Raw genomic sequence first — 23,862 nt, forward strand, 5'->3', positions numbered from 1 at the left:
CAGACAAAAAAACGCCGGGCAATCGCCCGGCGTTTTCATTTACAGCGGATCGACTTTTAAACAAGAGACCGCATGACGGAAGCTGCCTTCCAGCAGCGGCCGGGTTTTCGCGCACTCTGGTCCGGCAATCGGGCAACGGGTGCGGAACACGCAGCCTGATGGCGGATTGATCGGCGATGGCAGCTCTCCTTCCAGCAGCTGGATTTGCTTGTTCTTCTCCAGGTCCGGATCGGGAATTGGCACCGCTGACATCAGCGCGCGGGTGTACGGATGCTGCGGATTGTTATACACCGCATCGTAAGTACCCAGCTCAACCGCATGCCCGAGATACATCACCAGCACGCGATCGGAGATGTGTTTTACCACCGCCAAATCGTGCGCGATAAAGATCAGTGACAGCCCCATTTCTCGCTGCAATTGCTGCAACAGGTTAACGACCTGCGCCTGAATCGACACGTCCAGCGCCGATACCGGCTCATCGCAGATGATCAGCTTCGGCTCGAGAATCAGCGCACGCGCGATGCCAATACGCTGACACTGGCCGCCCGAGAACTCGTGAGGATAGCGGTTGATGAGGTTAGGTAACAACCCAACCTTCATCATCATGGTTTTCACCTTATCCTTCACTTGCTGGCCTGGCATCTTCGGGTAATAGGTGCGCAGCGGTTCAGCAATGATATCGCCAATGGTCATACGCGGATTGAGCGATGCCAGCGGATCCTGGAAAATCATCTGGATATCGCTGCGCGCCTGACGCCATTGCTCCTGGCTTTGCCCGAGCAGATCGCGTCCTAACCAGGCGACGCGCCCTTCTGTGGCTTTTACCAGGCCAATGATGGCGCGGGCCAGCGTTGATTTACCGCAGCCTGATTCGCCTACCACGCCCAATGTTTCACCTTCATACAAACGCAGACTGACGCCGTCGACCGCTTTCAGGGTATGCGGTGGCTGCCAGAACCACTGTTTGCCATCCTTAATCTCGAAGTGCACCTTAAGGTCGGCGATCTCCAGCAGGACTTTTTTCTCTTCGACTACGGTGCTCATACTAACTCCTCCACCGGCTTGAAGCAGGCACGCAAGCGACCTTCAGCGAAAGGCTCCAGCGGCGGTGCCTTGGCACAAATATCCATGGCGTAGGCGCAGCGAGGCTGGAACGGACAGCCTTGCGGCAGGCGCAGCAGGTTTGGCGGGTTGCCTGGAATGGTGGTCAGCGACTCGCCCTCCTTAGCATCCAGACGCGGCACCGCACTCAGCAAGCCAATCGAGTATGGATGGGCAGGATGATAGAACACATCGCGTGCACGGCCATATTCCATGGTACGACCGGCGTACATCACCAGCACTTTGTCACAGATACCCGCTACCACGCCGAGATCGTGGGTAATCATCACAATTGCGGTATTGAATTCGCGCTTCAGCTCATTCAGCAGCGTCATGATCTGCGCCTGTACGGTCACGTCGAGCGCCGTAGTCGGCTCATCGGCAATCAGCAGCTTCGGCCGACACAGCAGCGCCATCGCAATCATCACACGCTGACGCATACCGCCCGAGAACTCATGCGGAAACATCTTCATACGCTTACGCGCTTCCGGCATTTTCACCGCATCCAGCATGCGCACCGACTCTTCGAACGCCTGAGCGCTGTTCATGCCTTTATGCAGCTTCAGCACTTCCATTAACTGCTCGCCGACGCGCATGTAAGGGTTAAGCGACGTCATTGGATCCTGGAAGATCATCGCAATCTGCTCTGCGCGCAGTTTGTTGAGCTTGCTTTCCGGCAGATTGAGGATCTCTGCGCCGTTAAATTTCGCTGAACCGCCAATGCGCCCATTTTTTGCCAGCAGCCCCATCAAGGCAAACGCGGTTTGCGATTTCCCCGAGCCGGATTCGCCAACAATGCCCAGAGTTTCACCCGCATGCAGTGAAAAGTTGAGGTCGTTCACAGCGGTGACATCGCCATCGTGGGTGCTAAAGGTGACGCGCAGGTCTTTTACATCAAGCAGCAGGTTATTGTTTCCCGCACGTGCAGCCAGGGCTGGCTGAAATTCATGAATGGTCATCGGGAAACTCCTTAACGATCTTTCGGGTCGAGGGCATCACGCAAGCCATCGCCGATAAAGTTAAAACAGAACAGCGTGACCACGAGGAAACCTGCCGGGAACATCAGTAACCACGGCGACACTTCCATCGAGTTGGCGCCATCGCTCAGCAATGCGCCCCAACTGCTCAGCGGTTCCTGAGTGCCGAGGCCAAGGAAGCTGAGGAAAGATTCGAACAGGATCATGCTCGGCACCAGCAGCGAGGCATACACCACTACTACGCCTAATACGTTTGGCACAATGTGACGCAGCACGATTTTGAAGGTGCTCACACCGCCGACCTGCGCCGCTTCGATGAACTCTTTGCGCTTCAGGCCCAGCGTCTGCCCACGTACGATACGCGCCATATCCAGCCACGACACCATGCCGATCGCCACAAAGATCAGCAGAATGTTGCGACCAAAGAAGGTTACCAGCAGGATAACGAAGAACATGAACGGGAAGGAGTTGAGGATCTCCAGAATACGCATCATCACCGAGTCGATTTTACCGCCCAGATAACCCGCCAGTGAGCCATACAGCGTGCCCACCAGCACCGCGATCAGCGCGGAGGCAATGCCCACCATCAGCGAGATACGGCCACCAATCGCAACACGCACCAGCAGGTCGCGACCCGATGAATCGGTGCCAAACCAGTGGCCGGAGACGGTATCCGGCGCGGCAGACATCATCGCCCAGTCGGTGTCGTCATATTTGAACTGCGACAACATCGGGGCGAACACCACGAACAAAGTGATCACCAGCAGCACCAGCAGGCTGATGAAGGCTGCACGGTTGTGAATAAAGCGGCGACGCGCATCCTGCCAGAGGCTGCGCCCTTCGACTTCCAGTTTTTCACTGAAGGCATCCAGAGCTTCGCTGTTTTTTTTACTTAACATCATGGGCGAGCTCCACAATCAGTAACGGATTTTCGGATCGATCACGGCGTACAGCACATCAACGATCGCGTTAAACAGAATGGTCAGCACGCCAACCAGAATGGTCAGACTCATCACCAGCGAGTAGTCACGGTTCAATGCCCCGTTAACGAACAGCTGGCCGATGCCCGGCAAACCATAGATGGATTCAATCACCATGGAACCGGTGATGATGCCGACAAACGCCGGTCCCATATAGGAAAGCACCGGCAACATGGCAGGCTTAAGCGCGTGACGCAGCACGATACGACGCAATGGCAGTCCTTTAGCGCGCGCGGTACGGATGAAGTTTGAATGCATCACTTCAATCATCGAACCACGGGTAATACGCGCGATGCTGGCGATGTAGGCCAGCGACAGCGCCACCATCGGCAGCAACATGTAATTCCATTGGCCGCCGTTCCAGCCGCCGCCTGGTAGCCAGCGTAAGGTAATCGCAAACACCAGCACCAGTAACGGTGCCACGACAAAGCTGGGGATCACCACGCCGGTCATCGCGACCCCCATCACGGCATAATCCCACAAACTGTTTTGCTTCAAGGCGGCGATCACGCCAGCCGTTACGCCCAGCACCACGGCGAGGAAGAAGGCAGCCAGACCAAGTTTGGCTGACACCGGGAAGGCGTGGCCGACCAGATAATTGACCGAGTAATCTTTGTATTTAAACGAAGGGCCAAAGTCACCATGTGCCAACTGCACCAGGTAGCTCAGGTACTGTTTGCCAATGGGATCGTTGAGATGGTACTTCGCTTCGATATTCGCCATCACTTCCGGCGAGAGGACACGTTCGCCGGTAAATGGACTGCCGGGTGCCAGTCGCATCATAAAGAAAGAGATGGTGATGAGGATAAACAGCGTCGGGATGGCTTCAAGGAGCCGACGCAGGATGAATTTTAACATTGCCGTACCTACCAGGCTGTTGCTTCACAAAGTAAAAAGGCGGTGCCGCAGCACCGCCACTGTCGATAGCCTGAGTGCTATTAATGTTTAATGATATACAGGTTTTTATCGACGGTTTTATCCAGCGGATCGTTGCCGGTGTAACCGCCCACGTAAGGTTTCACCAAACGCGCATTGACGTAGTAGTAAACCGGTACAATGGTGCTGTCTTTATCCAGAATCTGCTCAGCTTTCTGATAATCCGCTACGCGCGCTTTATCGTCTGTGGCTTTAACCGCATCGTGAATAACTTTATCGAAGTCAGCGCTTTTGTAATGCGAGGTGTTACTGCTGCTGTCAGACAGCATGATGTTCAGGAATGAAGTGGGTTCGTTGTAATCCGCACACCATGCCGCACGAGAGACATCAAAGTTGCCCTGATGACGCGTGTCGAGGAAGGTTTTCCACTCCTGGTTTTCCAGCTTAATGTTCACGCCGATGTTTTTCTTCCAGATAGAAGAGGCGGCGATCGCCAGTTTTTTGTGCAGATCGGAGGTGTTGTACAGCAGGTTGAAGGTCAGCGGTTTATCCGCGGTGTAACCCGCTTCAGCCAGCAGCTTTTTCGCTTCTTCGTTACGCTTGTTCTGATCCCACTTGAACCAATCCGGCGGCAGCAGTTCCATGCCATCGGTGGCTGGCGGGGTGAAGCTGTAAGCCGGTTGCTGACCTTGTGCCAGAACCTTGTTCACCATGATGTCGCGATCCAGACCGAGTTTCAGCGCGGTACGCACGCGTGGATCGGTGAATGGCGCTTTCTGGTTATTGATTTCGTAGTAATAGGTGCACAGGTATGGCTTGACCATCAACTCTTTGCCGTTGTCCCGCTGCAGTTTTTTGAACAGCTCGATAGGCATGTTGTTGTAAGTGATATCGCTGCCGTTCTCAGAGAAGTAACGGTTAACGTCGCTGACTTCGGAGTTAATTGGCAGGAAGGTGACTTTGTTCAGCACGGTGTGCTCGTTATCCCAATACTGCGGGTTACGCACCAGCGTTACGCGTTCGTTGATCACGTGCGATTCAAGTTTAAAGGCGCCGTTACCGACCCAGTTTTGCGGTTGAGTCCACTGATCGCCAAATTTGTCGATCGCCGGCTTATACACCGGAGACATCACGGAGTTGATCAGCAGCTTATAGAAGTAGGGTACGGGCTCGCTCAGCGTCACTTCCAGCGTGTGATCGTCGATGGCTTTTACGCCCAGCTCGGAAGTTGGCTTTTTACCGGCGATGATGTCGTCAACATTGACGATGTGGCCGTATTGCGGATAGCTGGCGTAAGGCGATGCGGTTTTCGGATCGACCAGGCGCTGCCAGCTATATACGAAATCTTGTGCAGTGACCGGCTCACCGTTGGACCATTTAGCGTTCTTGCGCAGGTGGAAAGTCCAGACTTTGAAATCTTTGTTTTCCCAGCTTTCTGCCACGCCCGGTACCGGTTTGCCATCGCTGTCGCTGGTGATTAAACCTTCATACAGGTCACGCGCGATGTTGTCTTCGGGTACACCTTCAATCTTGTGGGGATCCAGCGACTGTACTTCATCGCCGTTACCGCGAACCAGTTCCTGTTTTGCTGCCAATTCAACGCCTGCTGGCACTGTTGCTGCCAGCGCGGCATTCCCTGCCAGCGCGCCGATTGCGGCTAATACGCCCGCGGCAATCAGGCTTTTTTTTGTGATGTTGTTCATTATTACGCTCCAGTTTTATTATCTTTACCGGGTCGATTTAACGCCCGGCGTACCCCGTTTCCAGGTGATCTTCGCGTGTCTGAACGAAGACCCTAATCACCCTTCAGGGTTTACCACGGTAAAGTGCCGCCCGACTTTAGCGCCGGATCGGCCCATTACTCAATGTTTCTTTATGTAATAGTATTTCAACGCCAGCATGTCCTGCGGATCCTTGCCGGTAAAACCACCCACCCAGGGTTTTACCACCGCACGCTAACGCGGTAATAGACCGGTACGATTGGCGAGTCTTTATCGAGTTGCGCTTCCGCCTGCTGATAAAGCGAGGCGCGCTTTGCTTCGTCTGCGCTGGTTAATGTTTGCTTCATCAACTGGTCAAACGCCGGGCTGTGGTAAAACGCGGTGTTATTGGACGAACCGCTCAACAGCATATTCAGGAAGGTAGAAGGTTCATTGTAATCCGCGCACCATGTGGCGCGCACCACGTCATACTGCGCCTGATGGCGCGTCTCCAGCAGCGTTTTCCACTCCTGGTTCTGCAATGACACCACCGCCCCCAAATTTTTCTGCCACATCGAGGCCGCAGCAATCGCCTGTCGCTTGTTTTGTTCGGAGGTGTTGTACAGCAGCGTAAAACGCAGCGGGTTTTGCTGATTAAAGCCGGCATCGGCTAATAACTGTTTGGCGCTGGCATTACGCTCGGACTGCGTTTGTTGCGCCCAGGCCGGTGGGGAAAGCGTGATACCGTGGGTAAACGGCGGCGTCAATCCGTAGGCAGGAATCTGGCCCTGGCCCATGATCTTCTGCGCAATGATGTCGCGATCGAGGGTTAACTTTAGCGCGGCGCGTACGCGCGCGTCATCGAATGGCGCTTTTTTGTTATTAATTTCGTAATAGAAGGTGCACAGCAGTGGGCTAATTTTGACCTCATCGCCGAGATCCTGCTGTAACTTTTTGAACATTTCCGGCGGCACCACGCTGTTGGTCATATCGGTGCCACCGCTGCGATAGCGGTTGATATCGCTGTTCTCTGAGGAGAGCGGTAAAAATACGCCCTCTTCTATCACCGTGTGGGCATTATCCCAATACTGTGGATTGCGTTTCACCACGATTTTTTCATTTACCACCCACTCCGCGAGTGTAAAAGCGCCATTGCCAACATAGTGTTGCGGCTGTGTCCACTGCTCGCCCCACTGCTCTATCGCCGGACGATAGACCGGTTTCATCGCGCTGTGAGCCAGCATGGCAACAAAGTAGGGAACGGGTTCAGAAAGGGTGACTTGCAGATGACGATCGTCGAGGGCTTTAATGCCGAGTTCAGACGGTGCGGCTTTGCCAGACAGAATGGCGTCAACGTTCGCCACATGCGCAGCCTGTAAGTAGCTGGCGTAAGGCGAAGCAGTTTTAGGATCGGCCAGGCGCTGCCAGCTGTAGACGAAATCCTGAGCAGTAACAGGCTGGCCGTTACTCCAGCGCGCATCGTCACGCAGCGTGAAAATCCAGATGCGCCCTTCTTCGCTTTGCCATTGCTTAGCGACACCGGGGACCAGTTGACCGTTATTATCGGTTTCAACCAGGCCTTCCAGCAAATTACGCATGACATTGGATTCCGGCACGCCTTCTGCTTTCTGCGGATCAAGCGTTGCCACCTCACCGCCATTATTAATCACGATACGCTGTAATTCTGATAATTGCGTGCCCGCGGGAATTTGGGCTGCCTGGCTTGCTGCCAGTGCGTCTGTTAGGCAGAAGGCAAGCACTGAAAGTACGGCCGTTTTCGCTACCATGCATTTCATCAACAAATATCAACCTTAATCATAAGCCTGATAGCCTGTAAGCAAGAAGCGTACACATTTGTCACTATCAGATAAAAAATTTGTGATGTGCCGAAAATTATCAGAACAGATGCCCGCACGCCAAAGCTAAACTGCAAAAATGTTAGCAGATTCTCTTTTATCACGTTCGGGTGAATAGGAAAAGTGTTAATTCTTTTATTGAATTATCGATTAACCAAATGATTTTAAAGTTATTTGTAGGATAACTGCATGTAATTTACTCGTTATTGTTCTTTCAATATGATTTTTACGAATTCGACTATAAAAATAGCCATTATCCGCATAAAGAGTCATCGATTAACTTATCAACTTTTCTCAAATGCTAATTTCAAAGATATGTGCAGAACAATTATCTGTGACAATTATCACAGTTTAGTGTGAGGTTTTACTCGGATGGGATGAGGATAGTAGTAAAAGTGATGCTGGACGTTTGCAGTTAAGGCTAACGAATAAATTAACCAAAATGGTGCAATAAAATGAAGATATGCACCATTTTGGATCGTGAAATCTCTTAAAAGAAAAAAATAACTTCGATTAATTCAGCAAACCAGGAAAAATAGATTTCATACCTGTAACAATAAACTCGATGCCCAACGCCATTAACAACAAGCCCATAATACGGGTAATCACGTTAATCCCGGTTTGTCCAAGCACCCGCACCATCAACGGTGCTGCGCGGAACAGCAGCCAACAGCAAAAGGCGAAAATGGCAATCGCGATACTAAAACCAATTAAGTTCTGCCAGCTGTGATAACGCGTACTCCAGACAATGGTTGAACTAATTGCACCGGGACCAGCCATTAACGGTAACGCTAGCGGAACCACGCCAATGCTTTCGCGAATAGCGCTCTCTGACTTCTCCTGCTTGTTCTGCTTATCCTCACCCAGTTTTCCGCTGATCATCGACATCGCGATAGTGACCACCAGAATACCGCCAGCAATACGGAATGAATCTATCGAAATGCCAAACAGATGCAGGATGCCATCGCCAAGAAACAGTGACGTCCAGAGGATGATGGCCACGGCCAGGTTGGCGGTAAGATTGGTTTTATTACGTTCAACCACCGCCTGATAGCTGGTCATGCTGATAAAGACCGGGATGATACCTACCGGATTTACCAGGGCAAACAAACCGACAAAAAACTTAATGTAGCCGGAAAGATCGAGTAGCACGGGATTCAAAGTAGGCTCCGGTAAAGTCTGAGTAGAAAAGCGCGCTTAATGTAGTGCATAAGCCGGGCGAAAAACCAGAGGTGGCGGCAGAAATTTATGCTATCTGTCTGGCTTTGAGCCAGTTTTTTCAGCTGCTGTTAACCGTTGGTTATTGCGATGCAGCCGATGCGTGCAGAATATGTGGCACATCACGCTAACTTTACTTGCGAAAGTTAGTGCTGAAAGGTGTCAGCTTAGATCAGGATTGATCTGCATCAAAATTTAGCTACCTCATCAGGGGTAATCTTACCCCGTCGAAACAACTTCCTGACGCTTAAGTATCTTGACCGGAAACCCTTTTAGTAAGCAACGGCAAAACAGACGCCAACCTGACCAATATATAAGCATAGCGTGACTATACTTCTGGATTCAGGCTTGTTTACTAAAAGAGTTTAACTTCCTTCAGGAGAGCACTATGGCCGTTACTAATGTTGCCGAACTTAATGCACTGGTTGAACGTGTAAAAAAGGCACAGCGTGAGTACGCTAATTTTAGTCAGGAACAAGTTGATGCAATCTTCCGCGCTGCCGCCCTCGCCGCTGCAGACGCACGAATTCCACTGGCCAAGCTGGCCGTTGCCGAATCAGGTATGGGTATTGTTGAAGATAAAGTCATCAAGAACCACTTTGCTTCTGAATACATCTATAACGCTTATAAAGATGAAAAAACCTGCGGTATTCTCGCCACTGATGACACCTTCGGCACGATTACTATTGCTGAACCGATTGGCCTGATCTGCGGCATCGTTCCTACCACAAACCCAACTTCTACGGCGATTTTCAAAGCACTGATCAGCCTGAAAACCCGTAACGGCATTATCTTCTCTCCGCATCCACGTGCGAAAGATGCCACTAACAAAGCCGCTGACATTGTGCTGCAGGCAGCGATTGCGGCGGGTGCGCCAAAAGATATCATCGGCTGGATCGACACCCCATCTGTCGAACTTTCTAATCAGTTAATGCATCACCCTGATATCAACCTGATCCTTGCAACCGGCGGTCCGGGCATGGTCAAAGCCGCTTACAGTTCCGGTAAGCCCGCAATTGGTGTTGGTGCCGGTAACACGCCAGTCGTAATTGATGAAACAGCGGATATCAAACGCGCTGTCGCATCCATCCTGATGTCGAAGACCTTCGATAACGGTGTGATTTGTGCGTCTGAGCAATCCGTAATTGTGGTTGATTCGGCTTATGATGCGGTACGTGAGCGTTTTGCCAGCCACGGCGGCTATCTGCTGCAAGGTAAAGAGCTTAAAGCGATTCAGGATATCATTCTGAAGAATGGCGCGTTGAATGCGGCGATTGTCGGCCAGCCAGCGACGAAGATTGCCGAATTGGCGGGAATTAGCGTGCCGGCAACCACCAAGATTCTGATTGGCGAAGTGAAACTGGTTGATGAATCTGAGCCTTTCGCGCATGAAAAACTCTCTCCAACCTTAGCGATGTACCGGGCGAAGGATTACCACGACGCGGTCGATAAAGCTGAAAAACTGGTAACGATGGGCGGTATCGGCCACACCTCATGTCTGTATACCGATCAGGATAATCAGATCGAGCGTGTGCACTACTTCGGCGACAAAATGAAGACCGCGCGTATTCTGATTAACACGCCAGCGTCACAAGGCGGCATCGGTGATCTGTACAACTTCAAACTGGCTCCTTCACTGACGTTGGGCTGTGGTTCATGGGGCGGTAACTCCATTTCTGAAAACGTGGGACCAAAACATCTCATCAACAAGAAAACCGTGGCCAAGCGAGCTGAGAATATGTTGTGGCATAAACTTCCGAAGTCTATTTACTTCCGTCGCGGCTCACTGCCGATTGCTCTGGAAGAAGTGGCAACTGATGGTGCCAAACGCGCCTTTATCGTTACCGACCGCTTCCTGTTCAATAATGGCTATGCCGATCAGGTGACTCGCGTACTGAAATCTCACGGTATTGAAACCGAAGTCTTCTTCGAAGTAGAAGCTGACCCAACGCTGAGCATCGTCCGTAAAGGTGCAGAGCAGATGAACAGCTTTAAACCTGATGTAATTATCGCACTCGGCGGTGGTTCACCGATGGATGCAGCAAAAATCATGTGGGTGATGTACGAACATCCTGAGACGCATTTCGAAGAACTGGCACTGCGCTTTATGGACATCCGTAAACGCATCTATAAGTTCCCGAAAATGGGTGTTAAAGCGCGTATGGTGGCCATCACTACCACTTCCGGTACGGGTTCTGAAGTAACGCCGTTTGCCGTGGTGACGGACGATGCGACCGGCCAGAAATATCCATTAGCGGATTATGCGCTGACGCCAGATATGGCCATAGTTGATGCCAACCTGGTGATGGATATGCCGCGTTCACTTTGCGCCTTCGGTGGCCTCGATGCGGTAACGCACTCACTCGAAGCCTATGTCTCCGTATTAGCGAATGAGTATTCTGATGGCCAGGCCTTGCAAGCACTGAAACTGCTGAAAGAGAACCTGCCAGCCAGTTATCGCGATGGCGCAAAAAATCCGGTAGCACGTGAACGCGTTCACAATGCGGCAACTATCGCGGGGATTGCGTTCGCAAACGCCTTCCTGGGTGTGTGTCACTCAATGGCGCATAAACTGGGCTCGGAGTTCCACATTCCACACGGTCTGGCAAACGCCCTGCTGATTTCAAACGTCATTCGCTATAACGCCAATGACAACCCGACTAAGCAAACGGCTTTCAGCCAGTACGACCGCCCACAAGCACGTCGTCGTTATGCTGAGATTGCTGACCATCTGGGACTCTCCGCCGCTGGCGACCGCACCGCGCAGAAAATTGAAAAACTGCTCGCCTGGCTTGAAGAGATGAAAACGCAGTTGGGCATCCCAACCTCAATCCGCGAAGCGGGCGTGCAGGAAGCTGATTTCCTCGCGAAAGTGGACAAACTGGCTGAGGATGCATTCGATGACCAATGTACCGGTGCGAACCCACGCTATCCGCTGATTGCTGAGTTAAAACAAATCATGCTGGATACCTTCTACGGCCGTGAATTTTCTGAGTCATTGAGTGAGAATGCTCAAGAAGTTAAAGCCGAAGTGAAAATTGACAAGAAAACCAAAAAAGCCTAAACCGCTTTAAACAAAAACCCGCTACGGCGGGTTTTTTTATGGCTTGCTGATGAGTTAAACCTTCGGCGATTGTGAGCCATATATCGCCTGAAGTGAACCCTGATCGATTGCCTGCTTATAGTGTTTACGACAGACCGATATATAACGCTCATTGCCACCAATCACCACCTGCTCACCTTCGCTGAAAGGTTTACCCTTAGCATCAAGACGAAGCACCATGCTGGCTTTTCTGCCACAGTGGCAGATGGTTTTAAGCTCAACCAGCTTATCCGCCCATGCCAGTAAATATTGGCTGCCAACAAACAGCTCTCCACGGAAATCGGTGCGCAGGCCATAGCAAAGCACCGGAATATCCAGATTGTCGACAACATCAGATAATGCTTTGACCTGTTCGCGCGTAAGGAACTGGCTTTCATCGACTAACACGCAATGCACGGGTTGCTTCGCATGTTCTGCAGCTATTTCCTCATCGAGCTTTGTCTCATCGTTATATAAAAATGCAGGAGACGAAAGCCCGATACGTGAACTGACTTTGCCTGCACCAAAGCGGTTGTCGATCTCGGCGGTATAAACCAACGATCGCATACCACGTTCATGATAATTATAAGAAGACTGTAGCAAAGCCGTTGATTTACCCGCATTCATCGCAGAGTAATAAAAATAAAGTTGAGCCATTAGAAAATCTCATCGCAGCCTATATCTGTTGCGGCGCAGTTTACCATAAACCTGTATAGCTGTAGCGATGCATTATTTTTATCATCTGCTCAAAATAACATCACCATTAAGATGGATATCACAGTCACTATAGAAAGAAAGCACGTTTTGACAAAATAGCGATTACGCCGATATTTTATTCATTTAAATTAAAGCCGAAGCGTCAGGTTTAGCGTTCAGCCTGGTCAGCAAGTTAGAAAAGATTACCAAATAAGTAAATATATTCTGAAGAGCGTTATCAATCTGCCCTTCTTTTTTATTTTTACGTTTTGCTTTTAAATCTGGCTATTGCAGTTATTTTTTTGCACCACTATTATGAGTCGGCAGAACAACTCCCATTTATTATATTTTGAGATTAGGACAATGAGCGAAGCACTTAAAATTCTTAATAATATCCGTACATTGCGCGCACAAGCTCGGGAATGCTCTCTGGAAACATTGGAAGAGATGCTAGAAAAACTCGAAGTTGTGGTCAATGAGCGTCGTGAAGATGATACTCATGCACAAGCGGAAAATGCAGAACGCACACGCAAACTCGAACAATACCGCGAGATGCTAATTGCCGATGGTATTGACCCAAATGATCTGTTACAGGCATTATCTGAAACGAAAGTTCCGGGCAAAGCTAAGCGAGCTGCGCGTCCAGCTAAATATTCTTACGTTGATGAAAACGGTGAAAACCGTACCTGGACTGGCCAGGGCCGCACTCCTGCTGTGATTAAAAAAGCAATTGAAGAACAAGGTAAACAACTGGACGATTTCCTACTGTAATCATTCCAGCGCTCAGCATTGTAATTAGTTCATCGCTAATTCACTTTGACCAGGTAAGAAAAAGGAAGCCAATGGCTTCCTTTTTTCATGCTTAATTATTGTTGATAGAAGCGGCGATACCAATCAACAAAATGCTGCACACCTTGCTCTACGCTAGTTTGAGGACGGAAATTGATCGCGTCGTACAAAGGTTGCGTGTCAGCGCTGGTGCCCAGTACGTCGCCAGGTTGCATGGGCAGCATATTTTTTTTCGCTTCAATGCCCAATGCTTTTTCCAGCGACTCAATATACGTCATTAAGCTGGTCGGCTGGCTATTACCAATGTTGTAAACGCGGTAAGGAGCCGAGCTGCTGGCGGGAGAACCTGCTTCCACCGTCCACTTTTCATCCGGTTGAGGAATCACATCCTGCAAGCGCACGATTGCTTCAGCAATATCATCGATATACGTAAAGTCACGCGTCATTTGTCCGTTGTTATAGACGTCAATTTGCTCACCCGCTAACATCGCGCGTGTAAATTTGAACAATGCCATATCCGGACGGCCCCATGGGCCATACACGGTGAAGAAACGTAATCCCGTAGTGGGCAATTGATAAAGGTGTGAATAGGTATGCGACATCAATTCGTTGGCTTTTTTTGTGGCCGCGTAAAGTGAAACCGGATGGTCAACGGAATCGTCCGTTGAAAAAGGCATTTTGCGATTCAGGCCATAAACTGAACTGGATGAGGCATACAAAAGGTGGCCGATTTTATGATGACGGCAACCTTCAAGAATATTGAGGTGGCCGATTAGATTTGCTTCGGCATAAGCATGGGGATTTTCGATTGAATAACGCACGCCGGCTTGAGCGCCCAAATGAATAACGCGTTCAAACGCATGCTCAGCGAATAAAGAGGAAATGGCCTGGCGATCCGCCAGGTCCATTTTTACGAAAATAAAATCAGGATGTTGGGTGTTATGGTCTAAACGAGCCTGTTTTAGGCTAACATCATAATAGTCATTCAGGTTATCGATACCGACAACCTGGTGACCAGCGGCCAGCAAACGCTGACTGACGTGAAATCCAATAAAACCTGCCGCGCCGGTGACCAGAAACTTCATACATCCCTCATTATTCTACGATTTTAATTGACGCTCCGCGGCCGATTGCATAGTACGTGAAACCGCGCTTGCTGATACGCTCAGGATCATACAGGTTACGACCATCAAAAATCACGGGTTCTTTTAACGCACTTTTGATGACGTCAAAGTCTGGCGCACGGAAGTTTTGCCACTCAGTACAGATCACTAAGCCATCCGCACCCTGCAGCGCTGCTTCCTTGGTACCCATCAACTTCAGATCGTTACGATGGCCGTAAATGCGTTGCGCTTCGTCCATCGCTTCTGGGTCGAACGCCTGAACCGTTGCCCCTGCTTCCCACAGCGTCTCCATCAGCACGCGGCTGGAGGCTTCACGCATATCGTCAGTGTTCGGTTTGAACGCCAGTCCCCACAGAGCAAAGGTTTTGCCGCGCAGATCGTCGCCAAAATGGCGTTTAATAAAGGTTGGCAGCTTGTTCTTCTGCGAATCGTTGACGTCTTCAACCGCCTGCAGTAGACGCGGAGTGTAACCAATTGACTCAGCAGTGCGAATCAGCGCTTGCACGTCTTTCGGGAAACAAGAACCGCCATAGCCGCAGCCTGGATAGATGAAGTGATAACCAATACGTGAATCTGAACCAATACCCTGGCGAACTTTCTCAACGTCGGCTCCCAGACGTTCTGCCAGGTTAGAGATCTCGTTCATGAAGCTGATTTTGGTTGCCAGCATGCAGTTAGCCGCATATTTGGTCAGCTCTGCACTGCGGATATCCATCAAAATCATACGATCATGATTACGGTTGAACGGCTCGTACAACTCGCGCAACAGCTCAACCACTTCATCATTATCGGTACCGACAACGATACGTTCAGGACGCATGCAGTCATTGACTGCCGCACCTTCTTTGAGGAATTCCGGGTTTGAAACCACGTCAAAGGCGATGTTTGCATCACGCTTTTGCAGGGTTTCCGTCATTACCGCTCGCACACGATCTGCGGTACCCACTGGTACAGTAGATTTGTCGATAACAACTTTGTGATCGTTCATGTGCTGCGCAATCGTGCGCGCAACGGCAGTCACATACTTCAGATCGGCAGAACCGTCTTCATCCGGTGGCGTACCCACGGCGATAAACTGCATCACGCCATGATTAACGCCTTCTTCCGCATTCGTACTGAACTTCAGGCGACCCGACTCGTAATTAGACATAACAAGCGGCGTCAGGCCTGGTTCAAAGATCGGAATATTGCCTCTCTTTAAGTTCTCGACTTTCTTTTCGTCGACATCAATGCAGAGAACGTCATGTCCGACTTCGGCCAACACCGCAGCCTGAACCAGACCGACATAGCCGATACCAAATACAGTGACTTTCATTGAATTATCCTGTGTTTATTGAGTTACTTTTTGTTGCCTACCGCGCCTTCAAGCCACTGGGTGAAATCTTTACCCAGCACTGGATGGCGAACGCCGTACTCAACAAACGCTTGCATGTAACCCAGTTTGTTACCGCAGTCATGGCTGACACCGTTCAGGTGATAAGCTTCAACGGTCTCTTTTTCCATCAGCATCGCAATGGAGTCAGTCAGCTGAACTTCGCCACCTGCACCTGGAGGCGTTTTCGCCAGCAGCGGCCAGATTTCAGCAGACAACACGTAACGTCCCACAACGGCCAGGTTTGATGGGGCTTCTGAAGCTTTAGGCTTCTCAACCACGCCAACCATTGGCGCGCTCTGACCTGCAGAGAGTTCAGCACCCTGGCAATCAACTACACCGTAAGCGGTTACATCAGCAACCGGCTCGACCATGATCTGGCTGCGGCCGCTCTCTTCGTAACGAGCCAGCATCTCTGCCAGGTTGTCTTTGGTTGGATCAGATTCGTATTCGTCGATGATTACGTCTGGCAGGATTACGGCGAACGGCTCATCACCAATCAGTGGATGTGCGCACATTACTGCGTGGCCCAGACCTTTCGCGATCCCCTGACGAACCTGCATGATGGTGACGTGTGGAGGGCAGATTGACTGGATTTCGTCCAGCAGCTGACGCTTTACACGTTTTTCCAGCATAGATTCCAGCTCAAAACTGGTATCAAAGTGGTTTTCGATGGCGTTTTTAGAAGAGTGCGTAACCAGCACAATCTCGTTAATGCCTGCTGCAATGCACTCATTTACGACATACTGGATCAACGGCTTATCGACCAACGGTAACATCTCTTTTGGAATAGCTTTGGTCGCAGGCAGCATACGCGTGCCGAGGCCTGCAACTGGGATTACCGCTTTTTTAACTTTAGTCTTATAGGCAGACATCAAAAATACCTCTCTTAATAGGCCGTTCAAGTTAATACTTGATATGTCGGTTTAAAAACGAAATGAGTATATCAGTTACTATCAGGTGGAATTATCCTGGAAGAAGTTAATCCACGGAATTTAGGACTATTACCCAAGTGTAAAGCTTGCTCCTGGTCCTGTCTTTAACCCACGGAAAAATTAAATCTAACCGGTTATTCTTCAGCTGAAAGCATCAAACGTAACCTGCCTCCGGCGCCCCAAATATGACACTGCCAGGCGTCGGCACGTTGGCTGATTTGATTAAGATGAGTGCTGCCCATAGTACCAAGCGGCACACCATTACTGAGTTGGATTTGATGAGTATTGACATGCAACGTCGCGTTGAGCCCTGCTGAGACCAGGATTAGGTTTTTTAACTGGCGATGATAATAGCCCACCAGCAACGGGAACTGCCCGCTTAGATTCGCCTGCCTTAACAGCATGTTGACCTGACGCAGCAGCCCATTTAACTCAGGCAGTCGCTGCTTCTGGCCGGAGAGCTGCTCCTGCAGCAAACCATTAAATAGTGCGCGCAGTAACAGCGCGGCTAACACGCCATTATCGCCAGCGCGCGTTACATCAAGGCAATAGAATGCCAAATCGTTATCTGACAGCGCCGCGATATCCAGTACTAAGCCCGGCTGTTCCGCCATGGTGAGCTGACGGTAATTGATACGACAATTGGCAATGGTTTGCTGCACCGGCGGCTGGAGCTGTTTAAGTAATTTAGAGGCCGCCAGCGGATCGCTGACCAGCGCATCCCAATCCTGAAACAGTTGTTCATCCTCCTCGACTTTGGAGGTAAACATGGATGGATAGAGACACTCAAACACCGCTTCACGGAAACGTTCCATATTTTTGAGCGGTTTTAGCAATACGTCCTGCACGCCCAAACGCAACACATGCGCGATATCCGCCATATTTTGTGTGGCGGAGATAATCAGAATGGGCACATTGTTGCCGCGCGTGCGAAGACGCTCAACGAACGGGATACCGCCCATACGCGGCATTTCAAGATCGCAAATAACCAGATCCACTGATTGCGCCGACAACAAGGTTAAGCCATCAACACCATCACCTGCCTCAAGCGTTGTTGCACCTAAGCTGGTTAATAAATTGTCTATCAATGAACGGAAAACGACCTCATCTTCGACAATGAGTATCTTTTTGCCGATTAGCGGTTTTTCCATTCTCTCCCCCTGCGTACCAGATAATTCAATAGTGGTTCATAAAATGCCGTTGCGCCTTTCAGAATTGGCTGAAGTCGCAACACCTGTGAATGAACAACCTGACTATCTGCCACGGACCAGCGGTAATAGTTCATCCATTTTTTTCTCAACGGCGGCCTTGCCAGCCGCAATGGCTTCTTCTGCACGATGGAAGTCCAGTGTGGAAATTTGTGGACAAAACGGCTGAATCAGCACATCCGGCGGATCGCCCGCCATGCGGTTACGTTTCAGGCGATTTTCCAGAACCTGGATTGATGTCGACATAATCTCCATCGCACCCGGCGTTTGATTAGCACGGCGATGCGTCAGGCCAATCAGGCGTTGACGCAGTTTCTTTCCCCAGCTCAGCGCTTCTACTGCCGCCGCTTCTTCACCGCTCTGCGGCGTAACTGACAATAAATCCTGTTGCATCAGATGTGCGTCATGCTGTAAATCCACGGCGATAACGATGTCAGCACCCAATGCGCGGGTTAATGAGATCGGCACGGGATTCACCACCGCGCCATCCACCAACCAGTATCCATTGTAAGCAATGGGTGGCAATAAGCCTGGCATACTACAGGACGCACGCACAGCTTGATGCAAATCGCCTTCGGTCAACCACACTTCTCGTCCGGTACTGAGATTGGTCGCGACGACGCCAAATGGCTTATCGCACTCATCGATGAGGTCGTTGGGAATCAGCTGGCGGATGTGGCTAAACACCCGGTCGCCGCGCAATAAACCACCGCGCTGCCACGACAGGTCCATTAATCGAATGACATCCCAATAACGGAATGCACTCACCCACTTCTCCATCACGCCCAGCCGTCCATTCACGTAAGCCGAACCGACCAACGCGCCAACAGAACATCCGGCCACCACATCGATTTCAATCCCTGCGCGTTCCAGCGCATTGATCACGCCGATGTGCGACCAACCTTTGGCAGCACCTGAACCCAGTGCCAGCCCAATCCTGACCTTTCTCATCTCACCTCATGATTGGCATGGTACGTAGCATCACGCCTGACAGTCGGCTACCATAGCGCACGCTTAAATTTACTTTAATCACTTCCAGGAGATGACGTGTCTGAAAAGTGCCCTTGCTGCAGCGGAAAGGAGTATAGCGTATGTTGCCAACCCTTTCTGAATGGCCAAGCGAACCCGTCCAGCGCGGAACAACTAATGCGCTCACGTTACACCGCTTACGTCGTGAAAGATGCCGCATGGCTGGCGAAAACCTGGCACTCCAGTAAACGCGTGGCCGACCTTGAGACGTTATTATCCGAAAGTTTTGCCGGTACTGAATGGCTGGGCTTGAATGTAACTCGTTGTAATCATGGAAGCCATGAGAATGAAGCCTTCGTGACGTTTTTTGCGCGTTACCTCGAAAAAGGCCGCACTTCAGCCATCTATGAATGTTCGCGCTTTCTTCGTGAGGATCAACGCTGGTACTATGTCGACGGAACAACGCCTGAGTTGGGACGTAACGATCGCTGTCCTTGTGGCGCCGATAAAAAATACAAAAAATGTTGTGGGTAATCTGGACAGATACACAACGGCTTTACCATTCATCGCTTTGACAGGACTCTGATCGAGATGCAAGCGCAAACCATCCAACGAAAAGTTTTACGAACCATTTGCCCTGATGCGAAAGGTTTGATCGCCAAGATCACCAACATTTGCTACAAGCACGAACTCAACATTGTGCAGAACAATGAGTTTGTCGATCACCGCACCGGACGCTTTTTCATGCGCACCGAGCTGGAAGGCATTTTCAACGACAACACCTTGCTGGCCGATCTCGATAGCGCGCTGCCCGTCGGTTCAGTGCGTGAACTGCAAAGTGCCGGTCGTCGCCGTGTCGTGATTCTGGTGACCAAAGAGGCGCATTGCCTGGGCGATCTGCTAATGAAAAGCGCGTTTGGCGGTCTGGATATGGAGATTGCTGCAGTCATCGGTAACCACGAAACGCTGCGCTCACTGGTTGAACGTTTCGATATTCCGTTTGTGATGGTGAGCCACGAAGGCCACACGCGTGAAGAGCACGACAACCGCATGGCGGATGAAATTGACCGTTATCAGCCTGATTACGTGGTGCTGGCAAAATATATGCGCGTGTTGACGCCCGCCTTTGTGCAACGTTATCCAAACCAGATCATCAATATTCACCACTCCTTCTTGCCGGCGTTCATTGGCGCGCGTCCGTATCATCAGGCTTATGAGCGCGGCGTGAAAATCATCGGCGCCACCGCGCACTACGTGAACGATAACCTCGATGAAGGTCCAATTATCATGCAGGACGTGATCAACGTCGATCATAGCTACACCGCAGAAGAGATGATGCGTGCAGGACGAGACGTTGAGAAGAATGTGCTGAGCCGCGCGCTGTATAAAGTGTTAGGCCAGCGCGTGTTCGTTTACGGCAACCGCACGATCATTCTTTAACCACTTCGGCGCTGAGCTGCACAACTCTTCAGCGCCACGCATAAAAAGTGGGCAAACAGTTTTTATTTTCAGTGACGGCGCTTTACAGACTGAGCGCATTTGTTATGATGCGCCCCGCTTTAAGACGCAATGATTCAGGCCAGTGGTGGGATTCCCGAGCGGCCAAAGGGAGCAGACTGTAAATCTGCCGTCACAGACTTCGAAGGTTCGAATCCTTCTCCCACCACCATCTGAATCGTCTCTGTCTGAAGCCACAATATGTCATATCCCCGGTGGGATTCCCGAGCGGCCAAAGGGAGCAGACTGTAAATCTGCCGTCACAGACTTCGAAGGTTCGAATCCTTCTCCCACCACCATCAATACCATTCTCCTGTTTTTCCCACTTGTTTTAATCGTTGTAACCTCCTGATTCACACCATGACTTTTGCCCAAAAACTCGTTACCATCGCGCCATACTTTTGCGGATAAAAATGGCAGCGAAATGAAATTTGTCTCTTTCAACATCAACGGCTTGCGTGCGCGTCCTCATCAATTAGCCGCGCTGGTTGAACAGCATCAACCCGATGTCATCGGCTTGCAGGAAACCAAAGTGCATGACGATATGTTCCCGCTCGAAGACGTCAGCAAACTGGGTTATCACGTGTTTTATCATGGACAGAAAGGTCATTACGGCGTGGCGCTGCTGACCAAAGCTGAGCCTGTCAACGTCTACCGTGGTTTCCCTGGCGATGAGGAAGATGCACAGCGTCGTTTGATCATGGCGGAAATCCCGAGTCCGATTGGTGATATCACGGTGATCAACGGTTATTTTCCGCAGGGTGAAAGCCGCGACCATCCCACCAAGTTCCCGGCGAAAGAGAAGTTTTATCGCGATCTGCAAAGCTATCTTGAGCAACAGCTAGCCGTGGATAAACCGGTATTGATCATGGGCGACATGAACATCAGCAGCACCGATTTTGACATCGGCATTGGTGAAGACAATCGTAAACGCTGGCTGCGTACCGGAAAATGCTCGTTCCTGCCTGAGGAGCGCGAGTGGATGGATCGCTTGCTAAAGTGGGGTTTAGTTGATACCTGGCGCGCTAAGTTCCCGGAAACCAACGATCGTTTCTCATGGTTTGACTACCGTTCGAAAGGCTTTGACGACAACCGTGGTCTGCGCATTGATCTGCTGCTGGCAAGCCAACCGCTTGCCTCGCGCTGCATTGAGAGTGGCATCGATTACGATATCCGCAGCATGGAAAAACCGTCGGATCACGCCCCGGTTTGGTCGACATTTAAGCTGTGATGAAGCAGCGTGGCGTCTGGCGCCACGCGCTTTTATTCGATGATTTTCCAGATAAGCGGATTAGTGCCTAATACCTTCTCATCCCTGCCGCACTGCAATAACACGCCTTCTGCTTTGACCACCGCACCTTCAGAATAACTGCGGTTCTCATAGGTACAGCACTGCATGCAATTGCTCTGACGATTGTTTTGCCCTTGTGTCCAAGCTTCTGGCGGCAGATCCACCACCACATCGGTATTGCCCATACGATTGTTTTCCGGCTGGCGGTTGGCCAGCGCCGAGGTGCTGCATAACAGCAATCCGCCCAGCAACATCATTGCATAACGCATCACTCTGTCTCCTTGGTTTTGCGACGAGCCGTTTTCGGTTTGGCTTTCTTTTTGGCCCCAGGCGCTGTCAATCCGCGAAAGGCCTGTAACGACGGTCGCTGGCGTGCTTCACCAATCAGCCCAATCAAGGTGCTGACCAGCGGCTGCATAAACTCATCATAGCGACAAGACTTCTCGCTAATCCGGGTAAGCGTCGATTCCCATTGCGCCGTCATATCGGGCCGGGCGGCCATTTCTGGCAGTGCATGGATCAACGCCCTGCCCGCATCCGTCGAATGAATATAGCGGCCTTTTTTCACCAGGAAAGTGCGGCGGAACAGCAATTCGATAATGCCCGCACGCGTCGCTTCCGTACCTAAACCATCGGTTGCACGCAGCACTTTCTTTAATTCTTTATCCTGCACAAAGCGGGCGATGCCGGTCATCGCAGACAACAGCGTCGCATCGGTAAACGGACGCGGCGGTTGCGTCTGCTTCGCCAGCACTTCGCCGCGCTCGCACAGCAGCTCATCACCTTTAGCGACGACCGGCAGCGGCGTGCCATCGTTCTCCTCGTCACGCTCTTTGCTGCCGAGCAGCGCACGCCAGCCGGCTTCGGCCAGAAAACGCGCTTTGGCGATAAATTTTCCGCCGCCGATATCAAGATCAATAACGCATTTGCGGAACACCGCATCCGGGCAAAACTGCATTAAATACTGGCGGGCGATCAGGCCGTAAATATTGGCCTCATTTTCGGTCAGATTAACCTTACTGGCACGCGCAGTGGGAATGATGGCATGGTGCGCATCGACCTTTTTGTCGTCCCAGCAGCGGTTCTTCTGATCGGGATTAAAATCCGTTGGCGGTGTCAGATTGGGCTGATGCGCCTGAATGGCGTTCAGCACCGCATGGCGTCCGGCAAAGTGCTCATCGGGTAGATAGCGGCTATCGGAACGCGGGTAGGTGATCAGCTTATGGGTTTCATAAAGCCGCTGACAGCAATCCAGTACGTTCTGCGCGCTGAGGCCAAAGCGCTTACCGGCTTCGATCTGCAGGCCAGAAAGCGAAAATGGTAGCGGTGCGGTATCGGATTCACGTTTGTCGTTATATCCGGTGACCAACGCCGGCTTACCATTAATGCGCTCAAGCACGTGATCCGCCAGCGGACGATGCAGCAAACGCCCCTCTTCATCCTGCCACGGCTCGCAAGCATCGCTTGGCACCCATGTCGCGACAAAACGCTCGTCTTTTGGCGTGACGATGTGCGCTTTAACTTCGAAATAGTCCTTAGGGATAAAGTTTTCGATCTCTTCATCGCGGCGCACCACTAAACCCAGCACCGGCGTCTGCACGCGGCCAACCGACAGCACGCCGTCGTAACCGGCGTTACGGCCCAGCAAGGTAAAGGCGCGCGTCATGTTGATGCCGTACAGCCAGTCGGCGCGCGCACGCGCTAACGCAGACACACACAGCGGAATGAATTCGCGGTTCTCACGTAAGCGCCCAACCGCACGTTCAACCGCCGAGGGATTAAGATCGTTAATCAGGCAGCGCTGCACCGCTTTACGTTTCTCTGGTGCGAGCTGCAGGTAATCCAGCACTTCATCCACCAGCAGTTGACCTTCACGATCGGGGTCACCCGCATGCACCACCATGCTGGCTTGTTGCAGCAGGCCTTCAATCACTTTCAACTGCTTCGCTACGGATGGACGTGGCTGCAGGCGCCATTTTTCCGGAATAATCGGTAAATCAGCCAGATTCCAGCGCGCATAGCGGCTGTCATAACTGTCGGGCTGCGCCTGCTCCAGCAGGTGCCCAACACACCAGGTCACAACCTGGTCATTCCCGCAGGCAATATAGCCGTCTCCGCGTCGATGCGGTTTTGGCAACACGTCGGCAATCGCACGCGCTAAGCTGGGTTTTTCGGCAATAAACAAACGCAT

At 51.2% G+C, this 23,862-nt stretch carries 19 protein-coding genes, 2 tRNA genes and 1 pseudogene; 7 read left to right on the plus strand and 15 right to left on the minus strand.

The window, feature by feature from the left end; genetic code table 11:
* Nucleotides 1-39: 39 nt before the first annotated feature.
* From oppF to DEU53_RS05270, 7 genes and pseudogenes are all read right to left on the minus strand, one after another.
* Nucleotides 40-1,044: a murein tripeptide/oligopeptide ABC transporter ATP binding protein OppF gene (oppF, locus tag DEU53_RS05240; protein WP_101764250.1), complete on the minus strand. Its 1,005-nt coding sequence runs from the start codon at nucleotides 1,042-1,044 to the stop codon at nucleotides 40-42.
* Entirely contained in the window at nucleotides 1,041-2,060 is a 1,020-nt protein-coding gene (locus tag DEU53_RS05245; RefSeq protein WP_110866260.1) for an ABC transporter ATP-binding protein, read from the minus strand. Before DEU53_RS05245 ends, oppF begins: the two co-directional genes overlap by 4 nt.
* Nucleotides 2,061-2,071: 11 nt before the next feature.
* Nucleotides 2,072-2,980, minus strand: coding sequence for an oligopeptide ABC transporter permease OppC (gene oppC / locus DEU53_RS05250; RefSeq protein ID WP_008106577.1), 909 nt, complete (start codon nucleotides 2,978-2,980; stop codon nucleotides 2,072-2,074).
* A gap of 15 nt (nucleotides 2,981-2,995) precedes the next feature.
* A complete protein-coding gene (gene oppB / locus DEU53_RS05255; RefSeq protein ID WP_007892378.1) occupies nucleotides 2,996-3,916 on the minus strand; it encodes an oligopeptide ABC transporter permease OppB in 921 nt (306 codons plus the stop codon).
* 80 nt (nucleotides 3,917-3,996) lie between these two features.
* Nucleotides 3,997-5,637 (minus strand): oligopeptide ABC transporter substrate-binding protein OppA, encoded by a 1,641-nt coding sequence (gene oppA / locus DEU53_RS05260; protein ID WP_110866261.1) that lies wholly within the window; start codon nucleotides 5,635-5,637, stop codon nucleotides 3,997-3,999.
* 159 nt (nucleotides 5,638-5,796) lie between these two features.
* Nucleotides 5,797-7,430, minus strand: a pseudogene (locus DEU53_RS05265) (ABC transporter substrate-binding protein).
* Nucleotides 7,431-8,003: 573 nt separating this feature from the next.
* Nucleotides 8,004-8,651 (minus strand): YchE family NAAT transporter, encoded by a 648-nt coding sequence (locus tag DEU53_RS05270; protein ID WP_008106584.1) that lies wholly within the window; start codon nucleotides 8,649-8,651, stop codon nucleotides 8,004-8,006.
* Nucleotides 8,652-9,096: 445 nt separating this feature from the next.
* Here DEU53_RS05270 and adhE point away from each other — a divergent pair, with 445 nt between their 5' ends.
* On the plus strand, nucleotides 9,097-11,772 hold the full coding sequence (adhE, locus tag DEU53_RS05275) for a bifunctional acetaldehyde-CoA/alcohol dehydrogenase (protein ID WP_101764245.1): 2,676 nt from the start codon (nucleotides 9,097-9,099) through the stop codon (nucleotides 11,770-11,772).
* 54 nt (nucleotides 11,773-11,826) lie between these two features.
* On the opposite strand, the gene tdk is transcribed toward adhE, so the two are convergent.
* A complete protein-coding gene (tdk, locus tag DEU53_RS05280; protein ID WP_110866262.1) occupies nucleotides 11,827-12,447 on the minus strand; it encodes a thymidine kinase in 621 nt (206 codons plus the stop codon).
* A gap of 402 nt (nucleotides 12,448-12,849) precedes the next feature.
* Between tdk and hns the strand changes: the two genes are divergently transcribed.
* Nucleotides 12,850-13,257: a histone-like nucleoid-structuring protein H-NS gene (gene hns, locus DEU53_RS05285; protein WP_101764243.1), complete on the plus strand. Its 408-nt coding sequence runs from the start codon at nucleotides 12,850-12,852 to the stop codon at nucleotides 13,255-13,257.
* Between the two features lie 95 nt (nucleotides 13,258-13,352).
* On the opposite strand, the gene DEU53_RS05290 is transcribed toward hns, so the two are convergent.
* From DEU53_RS05290 to rssA, 5 genes are all read right to left on the minus strand, one after another.
* The gene (locus DEU53_RS05290; RefSeq protein WP_110866263.1) at nucleotides 13,353-14,360 is read right to left on the minus strand and encodes an NAD-dependent epimerase; all 1,008 of its coding nucleotides are present in this window, start codon (nucleotides 14,358-14,360) and stop codon (nucleotides 13,353-13,355) included.
* 10 nt (nucleotides 14,361-14,370) lie between these two features.
* Nucleotides 14,371-15,714, minus strand: coding sequence for a UDP-glucose/GDP-mannose dehydrogenase family protein (locus DEU53_RS05295; protein ID WP_110866264.1), 1,344 nt, complete (start codon nucleotides 15,712-15,714; stop codon nucleotides 14,371-14,373).
* A gap of 23 nt (nucleotides 15,715-15,737) precedes the next feature.
* A complete protein-coding gene (galU, locus tag DEU53_RS05300) occupies nucleotides 15,738-16,646 on the minus strand; it encodes a UTP--glucose-1-phosphate uridylyltransferase GalU (protein ID WP_101764240.1) in 909 nt (302 codons plus the stop codon).
* Nucleotides 16,647-16,840: 194 nt separating this feature from the next.
* Entirely contained in the window at nucleotides 16,841-17,857 is a 1,017-nt protein-coding gene (gene rssB / locus DEU53_RS05305) for a two-component system response regulator RssB (RefSeq protein ID WP_101764239.1), read from the minus strand.
* A 102-nt stretch (nucleotides 17,858-17,959) separates the two neighbouring features.
* A complete protein-coding gene (rssA, locus tag DEU53_RS05310; protein WP_101764238.1) occupies nucleotides 17,960-18,865 on the minus strand; it encodes a patatin-like phospholipase RssA in 906 nt (301 codons plus the stop codon).
* A gap of 96 nt (nucleotides 18,866-18,961) precedes the next feature.
* Here rssA and DEU53_RS05315 point away from each other — a divergent pair, with 96 nt between their 5' ends.
* The 5 genes from DEU53_RS05315 (at nucleotide 18,962) to xthA (ending at nucleotide 21,611) form a co-directional block, all read left to right on the plus strand.
* Complete coding sequence (locus DEU53_RS05315) at nucleotides 18,962-19,417, plus strand: YchJ family metal-binding protein (protein ID WP_101764237.1); 456 nt, start codon at nucleotides 18,962-18,964, stop codon at nucleotides 19,415-19,417.
* Nucleotides 19,418-19,474: 57 nt separating this feature from the next.
* Nucleotides 19,475-20,323, plus strand: coding sequence for a formyltetrahydrofolate deformylase (purU, locus tag DEU53_RS05320; RefSeq protein WP_101764236.1), 849 nt, complete (start codon nucleotides 19,475-19,477; stop codon nucleotides 20,321-20,323).
* A gap of 144 nt (nucleotides 20,324-20,467) precedes the next feature.
* A tRNA-Tyr gene (locus tag DEU53_RS05325) sits at nucleotides 20,468-20,552 on the plus strand.
* A 42-nt stretch (nucleotides 20,553-20,594) separates the two neighbouring features.
* Nucleotides 20,595-20,679 (plus strand) — tRNA-Tyr (locus DEU53_RS05330).
* A gap of 125 nt (nucleotides 20,680-20,804) precedes the next feature.
* Nucleotides 20,805-21,611 carry an exodeoxyribonuclease III gene (xthA, locus tag DEU53_RS05335; protein WP_110866265.1) on the plus strand — a complete coding sequence of 269 codons (807 nt, stop codon included), beginning with the start codon at nucleotides 20,805-20,807 and terminating at the stop codon, nucleotides 21,609-21,611.
* Between the two features lie 32 nt (nucleotides 21,612-21,643).
* Here the strand turns inward: xthA and DEU53_RS05340 are convergent, their stop codons facing one another.
* Both DEU53_RS05340 and DEU53_RS05345 read right to left on the minus strand, forming a co-directional pair.
* On the minus strand, nucleotides 21,644-21,940 hold the full coding sequence (locus tag DEU53_RS05340) for a YnjH family protein (protein ID WP_110866266.1): 297 nt from the start codon (nucleotides 21,938-21,940) through the stop codon (nucleotides 21,644-21,646).
* Entirely contained in the window at nucleotides 21,940-23,862 is a 1,923-nt protein-coding gene (locus DEU53_RS05345; RefSeq protein ID WP_110866267.1) for a DNA topoisomerase III, read from the minus strand. The genes DEU53_RS05340 and DEU53_RS05345 overlap by 1 nt, the downstream gene beginning before the upstream one ends.

Origin of the sequence: Pantoea sp. AG1095 (assembly GCF_003208415.1) — a bacterium.
Taxonomy (GTDB): domain Bacteria; phylum Pseudomonadota; class Gammaproteobacteria; order Enterobacterales; family Enterobacteriaceae; genus Pantoea; species Pantoea leporis.

Bases quoted from the DNA above. Each gene is read 5' to 3' on its own strand.
- oppF (WP_101764250.1), bottom strand. From the start codon at position 1,044: ATGAGCACCGTAGTCGAAGAGAAAAAAGTCCTGCTGGAGATCGCCGAC.
- DEU53_RS05245 (WP_110866260.1), bottom strand. From the start codon at position 2,060: ATGACCATTCATGAATTTCAGCCAGCCCTGGCTGCACGTGCGGGAAAC.
- oppC (WP_008106577.1), bottom strand. From the start codon at position 2,980: ATGATGTTAAGTAAAAAAAACAGCGAAGCTCTGGATGCCTTCAGTGAA.
- oppB (WP_007892378.1), bottom strand. From the start codon at position 3,916: ATGTTAAAATTCATCCTGCGTCGGCTCCTTGAAGCCATCCCGACGCTG.
- oppA (WP_110866261.1), bottom strand. From the start codon at position 5,637: ATGAACAACATCACAAAAAAAAGCCTGATTGCCGCGGGCGTATTAGCC.
- adhE (WP_101764245.1), top strand. From the start codon at position 9,097: ATGGCCGTTACTAATGTTGCCGAACTTAATGCACTGGTTGAACGTGTA.
- tdk (WP_110866262.1), bottom strand. From the start codon at position 12,447: ATGGCTCAACTTTATTTTTATTACTCTGCGATGAATGCGGGTAAATCA.
- hns (WP_101764243.1), top strand. From the start codon at position 12,850: ATGAGCGAAGCACTTAAAATTCTTAATAATATCCGTACATTGCGCGCA.
- DEU53_RS05290 (WP_110866263.1), bottom strand. From the start codon at position 14,360: ATGAAGTTTCTGGTCACCGGCGCGGCAGGTTTTATTGGATTTCACGTC.
- DEU53_RS05295 (WP_110866264.1), bottom strand. From the start codon at position 15,714: ATGAAAGTCACTGTATTTGGTATCGGCTATGTCGGTCTGGTTCAGGCT.
- galU (WP_101764240.1), bottom strand. From the start codon at position 16,646: ATGTCTGCCTATAAGACTAAAGTTAAAAAAGCGGTAATCCCAGTTGCA.
- rssB (WP_101764239.1), bottom strand. From the start codon at position 17,857: ATGGAAAAACCGCTAATCGGCAAAAAGATACTCATTGTCGAAGATGAG.
- rssA (WP_101764238.1), bottom strand. From the start codon at position 18,865: ATGAGAAAGGTCAGGATTGGGCTGGCACTGGGTTCAGGTGCTGCCAAA.
- purU (WP_101764236.1), top strand. From the start codon at position 19,475: ATGCAAGCGCAAACCATCCAACGAAAAGTTTTACGAACCATTTGCCCT.
- xthA (WP_110866265.1), top strand. From the start codon at position 20,805: ATGAAATTTGTCTCTTTCAACATCAACGGCTTGCGTGCGCGTCCTCAT.
- DEU53_RS05340 (WP_110866266.1), bottom strand. From the start codon at position 21,940: ATGCGTTATGCAATGATGTTGCTGGGCGGATTGCTGTTATGCAGCACC.
- DEU53_RS05345 (WP_110866267.1), bottom strand. From the start codon at position 23,862: ATGCGTTTGTTTATTGCCGAAAAACCCAGCTTAGCGCGTGCGATTGCC.